Raw genomic sequence first — 8,433 nt, 5'->3', positions numbered from 1 at the left:
CCTTTTGCTCCGCTGGTGCTCGGGCTGGTGGGGCTCCATCAACCCCCGGTCGCGCCCGCCCGGCGGGGGCGCCCCCTCCCCCCCCCCCCGCCCCCCCCCCCCCCAACAGGGGGGGGTGACCGGCCGAAATGAAAATGCCCCGCACCAGGCGGGGCATTTTCATTTCGGCGGCTGACGCTTACAGCCCGTCGAGCATCGCCTTGTTGCGCACCGCGCCCTTGTCGGCGCTGGTGGCCAGCAGGGCGTAGGCTTTCAGCGCGGTGGTCACTTTGCGTGGACGCACTTCTACGGGCTTCCAGCCTTTTTTGTCCTGCTCGACCCGGCGCGCGGCCAGCTCTTCGTCGCTGATCAACAGGTTGATCGAGCGGTTCGGAATGTCGATCAGCACCTTGTCGCCGTCCTGCACCAGGCCGATGGCACCACCGGCAGCAGCTTCAGGCGAAGCGTGGCCGATGGACAGGCCCGAAGTGCCGCCGGAGAAGCGGCCGTCGGTGAGCAGGGCGCAGGCTTTGCCCAGGCCCTTGGATTTCAGGTACGACGTCGGGTAAAGCATTTCCTGCATGCCCGGGCCGCCTTTCGGACCTTCGTAGCGAATGATGACGATGTCGCCTTCCTTCACTTCGTCGGCGAGGATGCCGCGTACGGCGCTGTCCTGGCTTTCGAAGATCTTCGCGTTGCCTTCGAAGACGTGGATCGACTCGTCGACGCCAGCGGTTTTCACCACGCAGCCGTCCAGGGCGATGTTGCCGTACAGCACGGCCAGGCCGCCTTCTTTCGAGTAGGCGTGCTCGAAACTGCGGATGCAGCCGTTTTCACGGTCGTCGTCCAGGGTTTCCCAGCGGGTCGACTGGCTGAACGCGGTCTGCGTCGGAATGCCCGCCGGACCGGCCTTGAAGAAGTGATGCACCGCTTCGTCGTCGGTCTGGGTGATGTCCCACTTGGCAATGGCTTCTTCCATGCTGCGGCTGTGCACGGTCGGCAGGTCGGTGTGCAGCAGACCGCCACGGGCCAGCGAGCCGAGGATGCTGAAGATCCCGCCGGCACGGTGCACGTCTTCCATGTGGTACTTCTGGATGTTCGGCGCGACCTTGCACAGCTGCGGCACGGCGCGCGACAGGCGATCGATGTCGCGCAGGTCGAAATTGATCTCGGCTTCCTGGGCGGCCGCCAGCAAATGCAGGATGGTGTTGGTGGAACCACCCATGGCGATGTCGAGCATCATGGCGTTCTCGAACGCCTTGAAGTTGGCGATGTTGCGCGGCAATACCGAGTCATCGTTTTCGCCGTAGTAGCGCTTGCACAGTTCGACGATGGTGCGGCCGGCCTGCAGGAACAGTTGCTCGCGGTCGCTGTGGGTGGCCAGGGTCGAACCGTTGCCCGGCAGGGCCAGGCCCAGGGCCTCGGTCAGGCAGTTCATCGAGTTGGCGGTGAACATGCCGGAGCACGAACCGCAGGTCGGGCAGGCGCTGCGCTCGTACTCGGCAACCTTCTCGTCAGAAGCGCTGGAGTCGGCGGCGATCACCATGGCGTCGACCAGGTCGAGACCGTGGCTGGCCAGCTTGGTCTTGCCAGCCTCCATCGGGCCGCCGGACACGAAGATCACCGGGATGTTCAGGCGCAGGGCGGCCATCAGCATGCCAGGGGTGATCTTGTCGCAGTTGGAAATGCACACGATGGCGTCGGCGCAGTGGGCGTTGACCATGTACTCGACCGAATCGGCAATGATCTCGCGGCTCGGCAGCGAATAGAGCATGCCGTCGTGACCCATGGCGATGCCGTCGTCCACGGCGATGGTGTTGAATTCCTTGGCTACGCCGCCCGCGCGTTCGATTTCACGGGCCACCAGTTGACCCAGGTCCTTGAGGTGGACGTGGCCCGGTACGAACTGGGTAAAGGAGTTGGCAATGGCGATGATCGGCTTCTTGAAGTCGTCATCTTTCATCCCCGTGGCGCGCCACAGTGCACGGGCGCCGGCCATGTTGCGGCCATGGGTGGATGTTTTCGAGCGGTAATCAGGCATGAAGCACTCCGGGCGGCTAATCAGGTTTCAAAAGGGAAGTGAGCTTCTATGGACGCCGGGAGCACTCGGTAATGGCCGTGTGTCGGGACGCTGCCGATAACTTTGCGGGATCGCCGCGCGCTTCAGCTTGAGCTCATAAACCCGCCGGGGGATGAATGGCGATGAATGTTCGCGATTCTACACGGCTGGTGGCTGGAGGGAATGGGCCAGAGCACTCACGAGACGTGCGGCCTTGACACCGACACATTCTGATTCTGTGTCATCACACCGTCGTCAGCCGTTGCGTCTAACGTTTTCTCTTCCAACCACAGAAGAGGACAACGGAATGTCCAGCATGCCGCACGCCCATCATCTACGCACCGGCCGACACTCGGAATCCGGGCGCATCTATCTGTTGACCGCTGTCACCCATGAACGACAGCCGATCTTCCAGGATTGGCGCGTTGGTCGCGTCGTGGTGAACGAATTCAAGAGAGCCCAGGAAGCCGGCAACGCCACGTCCATTGCCTGGGTGGTCATGCCGGACCACTTTCACTGGCTGGTCGAACTGCACAACGGCGACTTGCCGAAACTGATGCAAACCACCAAGGCGCGCAGTGCCCGCGCAATCAATCTGAAGCGAGGTCATCCGCAGAGCGTGTGGCAGAAAGGCTATTTCGACAGGGCATTGCGCTGGGAGGACGATCTGAAACTCGCTGCCCGATACATCATCGCCAATCCGCTACGCGCAGGCCTCGTCGACCAAATCGGCCAATACCCACTATGGGACGCCATGTGGATCTGACACCCCGCCCCTGTAGGAGCGAGCACGCTCGCGATGAACCCCAGAACACCGCGGGGAGTCAGGCTGCCAGCGTCATCGTTGACGACCATCGCGAGCATGCTCGCTCCTACAGGGGCCCGCACCAGCCCAGACATGTGCGCCTCAATGTAGGAGCGAGCACGCTCGCGATGGACTCCAGAGCGCCGCGGGGCATCAGGCTGCCAGCGTCATCGCTGACGACCATCGCGAGCATGCTCGCTCCTACAGGAGAGCCGGTGATTGAGGGCGAGGCCTGCGGCGCTTAGCAGCAGGAAGGCCAGTGCCAGCGTGGTTTGCAAATTGGCGCCGCTCAGGTTGATCAGGGCGCTGATCAGTCCGCCGCAGATGAAAATCAGCGTGTTCCCGGCGGACGCCGATGTTCCGGCGTTATTCGTGAACACATCCATTGCTCTGGACGTGGCAATGGGACGGGCGATGGTGATACCGGCGGTGCAGATGATCATCGGGATCAGCACCGTCAGGTTCGAAAGCCCGTACAAACCCGAGAGTAAGAGCATCACCGGTCCGGAGATGAAGATCAGGCGCAGGCCGACGATGATTTGGGTGCTGGCTGATATCCGGCTGGCGAGCACCCGAGCGACGATCCCGCCGAAGATGTAGGCAACACCGTAAAGCAGGAGGGTCAGGGAATATTCATAGGTCGACAGGTGCAACTGGTCCATGAAGATCAGCGGCGAGACGACGATGAAGGAGAAATGGCAGGAGAAGGTGATGGCCGCGATCAGCCAGTAACCGATGAATCTGGTGTTGCCATACACCCGGCGATAGGCGCGGAAGATGTTCTGGTGCACTACCGCCGCAGGGCGTCGGTTGTCGAACATGAACCACGTCGTCAGAAACACGACAGCGGCAAACCCGATAAACAGGATAAAGCTGCCCGGCCAATCCATGAGTTGCTGCAACACGCTGCCCAGCAGCGGTGAAACGGTAATGAAAACCCCGCTGAGGGTACTCAGCAGAATCCGTAACCGATCCCGTTCCTTGTCCTCGAACAAGTCCTGAATCAGCGCCTGCGACAGTACGAAACAACCGCAACCGACGGCCTGGATCACGCGGAATGTCAGGAACACGGTGAAATTGCTGGTCAGCAGACAACCCATCGCCCCTACGATCGAAACCGCCATGCCTCCCAGTAACAGATGTTTACGGCCGAACCTGTCCGACAGCGGCCCTATCAACAGTTGGGAAAGCGAGATACCGATAGCGAACAGGCTGACGGACAGCGCGATATCCGCAGGCGTGGTCCGAAAATGTTCAGCCAAGGCAGGAAAGGATGGCAGCAATACATCGAGAGGGAAGACACCCAGCAGTGTCATGACCATCAACAGCGCAATTGCAGAGATTTTATGTCGATTCATCAGCCTGTCTGCTCAATCCGTGAGAGGTGGCTGAAGATCGAATTGATGAACCCCATAAGTCAATTCAGAAGGGCGTAGGACCCTTCCGAATCTCCTGTAGGAGCGAGCTTGCTCGCGATGGAACCCAGAACACCGCGGGGCATCAGACACCCAGCATTATCGTTGGCGACCATCGCGGGCAAGCCTCGCTCCCACAAGGTTCGCAGCAGCCCAGACATGCGCGCCTCACTGTAGGAGCGAGCACGCTCGCGATGGACTTCAGAGCGCCGCGGGGCATCAGATACCCAGCGTCATCGTTGGCGACCATCGCGAGCAGGGGGGCAGGGACGGGGTTAGCTGTTAGGCAACAACCGGCAAGTAATGCTCTTGATATAGCGCGTCTCGGCAATCGCCGGGTGTACCGGGTGGTCCGGGCCCTGGCCGCCGCGTTCGAGCATCTGGATGTTGCGGTCCAGGTGGCGGGCGCTGGTGAGCAGGATGTTCTGCAGGTCGTCTTCGGGCAGGTGCATCGAGCACGATGCGCTGACCAGGATGCCGTCCTTGGTCAGCAGGCGCATGGCTTGCTCGTTCAGGCGGCGGTAGGCGCCTTCGCCGTTTTTCATGTCTTTCTTGCGTTTGATGAACGCGGGCGGGTCGGCGACGATCACGTCGAAACGTTCTTCGCTGGCCTTCAGTTCTTTCAGCGCTTCGAAGACGTCGCCTTCGATGCAGGTCATTTTTTCCGCGAAGCCGTTCAGTGCGGCGTTGCGCTCGACACCGTCGAGGGCGAAGGCCGAGGCGTCGACGCAGAAGACTTCACTGGCGCCGAACGCCGCGGCCTGCACGCCCCAGCCGCCGATGTAGCTGTACAGGTCCAGGACGCGTTTGCCTTTGGCGTAGGGGGCCAGGCGGGCGCGGTTCATGCGGTGGTCGTAGAACCAGCCGGTTTTCTGGCCCTGGATGACCGGCGCTTCGAATTTCACGCCGTTCTCTTCCAGCGCTACCCACTCCGGTACTACGCCGAACACGGTGTCGACGTAGCGCTCCAGGCCTTCTGCATCGCGAGCCGCCGAGTCGTTCTTGAACAGGATGCCGCTGGGCTTGAGCACCTGGGTCAGTGCCGCGATCACGTCATCCTTGTGCGCTTCCATGGTCGCCGAAGCGATCTGCACCACCAGGATGTCGCCGAAACGGTCGACCACCAGGCCGGGCAGCAGGTCCGAGTCGCCGTAGACCAGGCGATAGAACGGCTTGTCGAACAGGCGCTCGCGCAGGGACAGGGCCACGTTCAGGCGGTGCACCAGCAGCGACTTGTCCAGCGGCAACTTGATGTCGCGGGACAGCACACGGGCGCAGATCAGGTTGTTCGGGCTCATGGCGACGATGCCCAGCGGCTTGCCGCCGGCGGCTTCGAGGATCGCCTGATCGCCGGCCTTGAAACCGTGCAGGGGCGTGGCGGCTACATCGATTTCGTTGCTGTAGACCCACAGATGACCGTTTCGCAGGCGACGATCGGCGTTGGCTTTGAGGCGCAGGCTAGGCAGGGACATGTCGTCGCTCCGGAAAAAAGAGCGGGAGTATACCGTGTCGAGGCCCTTGCAGGTTCGGCGCTGGACATGTGGCGAGGGCATTGGCTTGAGATTTGATATGTCGGATCCAACATTTAGAAGCTAGAATCAGCGCCTGCCCAAGAGTGTGTACTTATGTCCCAAGAACTGACTTCCGAACAGATCCAACAGTCCCTGCAAGGCATCAGCGTGCCCGCCCAGCCGCAGATCATGGTGGATCTGCAGATGGAGCAGTACATGCCCGATCCGGACCTCGAGGTGATCGCCAAGCTGATTTCCCAGGACCCGGGGCTCTCCGGCTCCCTGCTGAAAATCGTCAACTCGCCGTATTACGGCCTGAGCAACAAGATCGCCTCGATCCAGCGTGCGGTGAACCTGCTGGGCAGCCGGTCGATCATCAACCTGATCAACGCGCAGTCGATCAAGGGTGAAATGAACGATGACACCATCGTCACCCTGAACCGTTTCTGGGACACCGCGCAGGACGTGGCGATGACCTGCCTGACCCTGGCCAAGCGCATTGGCGTCGAGGCCGGTGATGAAGCCTACGCGCTGGGCCTGTTCCACGACTGCGGCGTGCCGCTGATGCTGCAGCGCTTTCCGAACTACATGACGGTGCTGGAAGAAGCCTACGCCAGCGCGAGCGTCGAATGCCGGGTGGTGGACACCGAGAACCGGGTGTTCAACACCAACCACGCGGTGGTCGGTTACTACACGGCCAAATCCTGGCGCCTGCCGGAGCACGTGAGCACTGCGATTGCCAATCACCACAATGCGCTGGCGATCTTCCGCGATGAGTCTTCACGCAACAGCCAGCTGAAAAACCTGCTGGCGATCCTGAAGATGGCCGAACACATTTGTGCGTCCTATCGGGTGCTGGGCAACCAGACCGAGGATCACGAATGGAATTGCATCGCGCCGTTGGTGCTCGATTACGTCGGCCTGTCGGACTACGACTTCGAAACCCTCAAACAAACGATTCGCGACCTGGGCACTCACCACTGAGTACCGTGGGCGCCTGATCCGAGAGCACCATGCCTGAACTGCCGGAAGTCGAAACCACCCGTCGCGGGATTGCGCCCCACCTGGAAGGCCAACGCGTCAGCCGGGTGATCGTGCGTGACCGGCGCCTGCGCTGGCCGATCCCCGAAGACCTCGATGTGCGGCTGTCCGGCCAGCGCATCGTGCTGGTCGAGCGGCGCGCCAAATACCTGTTGATCAATGCCGAGGTGGGCACGCTGATCAGCCATCTGGGCATGTCGGGCAATTTGCGTCTGGTGGAAACCGGCATGCCGGCCGCCAGGCACGAGCATGTGGACATCGAGCTGGAGTCGGGCCTGGCCCTGCGCTACACGGACCCGCGCCGGTTCGGCGCGATGCTCTGGAGCCTGGACCCGCTCAACCACGAATTGCTGATTCGCCTGGGGCCCGAGCCGTTGACCGACCTGTTCGACGGCGAGCGCCTGTTTCAACTGTCCCGTGGGCGTTCGATGGCGGTCAAACCGTTCATCATGGACAACGCGGTGGTGGTGGGCGTGGGCAATATCTACGCCACGGAAGCCTTGTTCGCCGCCGGGATCGACCCGCGCCGTGAGGCGAAAGGCATTTCCCGGGCGCGCTACCTCAAGCTCGCGATCGAGATCAAACGCATTCTGGCGGCCGCCATCGAGCGGGGCGGCACCACGCTGCGCGATTTCATCGGCGGCGATGGCCAGCCCGGTTATTTCCAGCAGGAATTGTTCGTGTATGGCCGGGGTGGCGAGGCGTGCAAGGTCTGCGGGACGGAGTTGCGCGAGGTCAAGCTCGGGCAACGCGCCAGCGTGTTTTGCCCACGCTGCCAGAGCTGATACGTCCTACGGTCTATAGTCAGTGTTCCCACTGCCAAGTCGAAGGACCGTGCCATGAACCTGTTTCGAACCCTTGCCGTTGTTGTGCTGCTGAGCGTCGGTATGCCGGTGCTGGCATCCAGCACCGGCAGCGGCGATCCGCGCTACACCATCCAGAATCCCCCGGCCTACGCCATGCTCGGTGACCTGTTGATCGCTCGTCCGTTGCTCATCGCGGCCACGGTGATCGGTGCGGGTGCGTTCGTGGTGTCGCTGCCGTTTACCGCGCTGGGCGGCAATGTCGGCGAGGCAGGGCAGGCGCTGGTGGTCGATCCGGGCAAAGCGGCGTTCGTGCGGTGCCTGGGGTGTATCGGCGAGGGGTTTGAACAGCGGGAGTGAGGCAGGTGGATCTTCTGTGGGGCTGATGGCCATATCGCGAGCAGGGCTCGCTCCCACCTTGGCCTGCAAACACAGCTCATTGTGGGAGCGAGCCTGCTCGCGATGGCGTTTTCGAAGCCGCCGAAGAATCAAGCCTTTCCGGTAATCTTCCGGTACTTCTCCATCAACTGCTCTTCAGTCTCCGGATGCGCCTCGTCCAGTGGAATGCAGTCTACCGGGCAGACCTGCTGGCACTGGGGTTCGTCGTAGTGGCCGACACATTGCGTGCACAGGTTCGGGTCGATCACGTAGATCTCTTCGCCTTGGGAAATGGCGGCGTTCGGGCACTCGGGTTCGCAGACGTCGCAATTGATGCAATCGTCGGTGATGATCAGGGACATGCTAACTCCAGCCGGGGCGAACGGCCCTGGCGCTAAAAAACCAATGCGCGCAATTGTGCCGCATTGGCGCCCGCTGTGCA

Annotated in this window: 8 protein-coding genes; 4 read left to right on the top strand and 4 right to left on the bottom strand. The window is 61.8% G+C overall.

The features are described from left to right. Positions 1-178: 178 nt before the first annotated feature. Positions 179-2,020 (bottom strand): dihydroxy-acid dehydratase, encoded by a 1,842-nt coding sequence (ilvD, locus tag QIW53_RS16150; protein ID WP_371050586.1) that lies wholly within the window; start codon positions 2,018-2,020, stop codon positions 179-181. A 325-nt stretch (positions 2,021-2,345) separates the two neighbouring features. On the opposite strand from ilvD, the gene QIW53_RS16145 reads away from it, so the two are divergent. Next, positions 2,346-2,804 carry an REP-associated tyrosine transposase gene (locus QIW53_RS16145; protein ID WP_371050584.1) on the top strand — a complete coding sequence of 153 codons (459 nt, stop codon included), beginning with the start codon at positions 2,346-2,348 and terminating at the stop codon, positions 2,802-2,804. A 206-nt stretch (positions 2,805-3,010) separates the two neighbouring features. On the opposite strand, the gene QIW53_RS16140 is transcribed toward QIW53_RS16145, so the two are convergent. Continuing rightward, positions 3,011-4,201 carry a multidrug effflux MFS transporter gene (locus QIW53_RS16140; RefSeq protein WP_371050583.1) on the bottom strand — a complete coding sequence of 397 codons (1,191 nt, stop codon included), beginning with the start codon at positions 4,199-4,201 and terminating at the stop codon, positions 3,011-3,013. Positions 4,202-4,533: 332 nt separating this feature from the next. Then, the gene (locus QIW53_RS16135; protein WP_201191618.1) at positions 4,534-5,730 is read right to left on the bottom strand and encodes a class I SAM-dependent rRNA methyltransferase; all 1,197 of its coding nucleotides are present in this window, start codon (positions 5,728-5,730) and stop codon (positions 4,534-4,536) included. A gap of 207 nt (positions 5,731-5,937) precedes the next feature. Between QIW53_RS16135 and QIW53_RS16130 the strand changes: the two genes are divergently transcribed. From QIW53_RS16130 to QIW53_RS16120, 3 genes are read left to right on the top strand one after another with little or no spacing between them, the layout of a single operon-like run. Beyond that, a complete protein-coding gene (locus QIW53_RS16130) occupies positions 5,938-6,753 on the top strand; it encodes an HDOD domain-containing protein (RefSeq protein WP_192307365.1) in 816 nt (271 codons plus the stop codon). Positions 6,754-6,782: 29 nt separating this feature from the next. After that, a complete protein-coding gene (gene mutM, locus QIW53_RS16125; RefSeq protein WP_371050582.1) occupies positions 6,783-7,595 on the top strand; it encodes a bifunctional DNA-formamidopyrimidine glycosylase/DNA-(apurinic or apyrimidinic site) lyase in 813 nt (270 codons plus the stop codon). A 54-nt stretch (positions 7,596-7,649) separates the two neighbouring features. Beyond that, a complete protein-coding gene (locus tag QIW53_RS16120; protein WP_371050581.1) occupies positions 7,650-7,973 on the top strand; it encodes a multidrug transporter in 324 nt (107 codons plus the stop codon). Positions 7,974-8,101: 128 nt separating this feature from the next. Here the strand turns inward: QIW53_RS16120 and QIW53_RS16115 are convergent, their stop codons facing one another. Beyond that, complete coding sequence (locus tag QIW53_RS16115; protein ID WP_003195146.1) at positions 8,102-8,353, bottom strand: YfhL family 4Fe-4S dicluster ferredoxin; 252 nt, start codon at positions 8,351-8,353, stop codon at positions 8,102-8,104. Positions 8,354-8,433 lie beyond the last annotated feature (80 nt).

It is taken from the genome of Pseudomonas fluorescens (genome assembly GCF_041354075.1).
GTDB classification, from domain to species: domain Bacteria; phylum Pseudomonadota; class Gammaproteobacteria; order Pseudomonadales; family Pseudomonadaceae; genus Aquipseudomonas; species Aquipseudomonas fluorescens_CE.
Note: the sequence above shows the minus strand (reverse complement) of the source record. Positions and strands in the feature narration are given on the sequence as shown.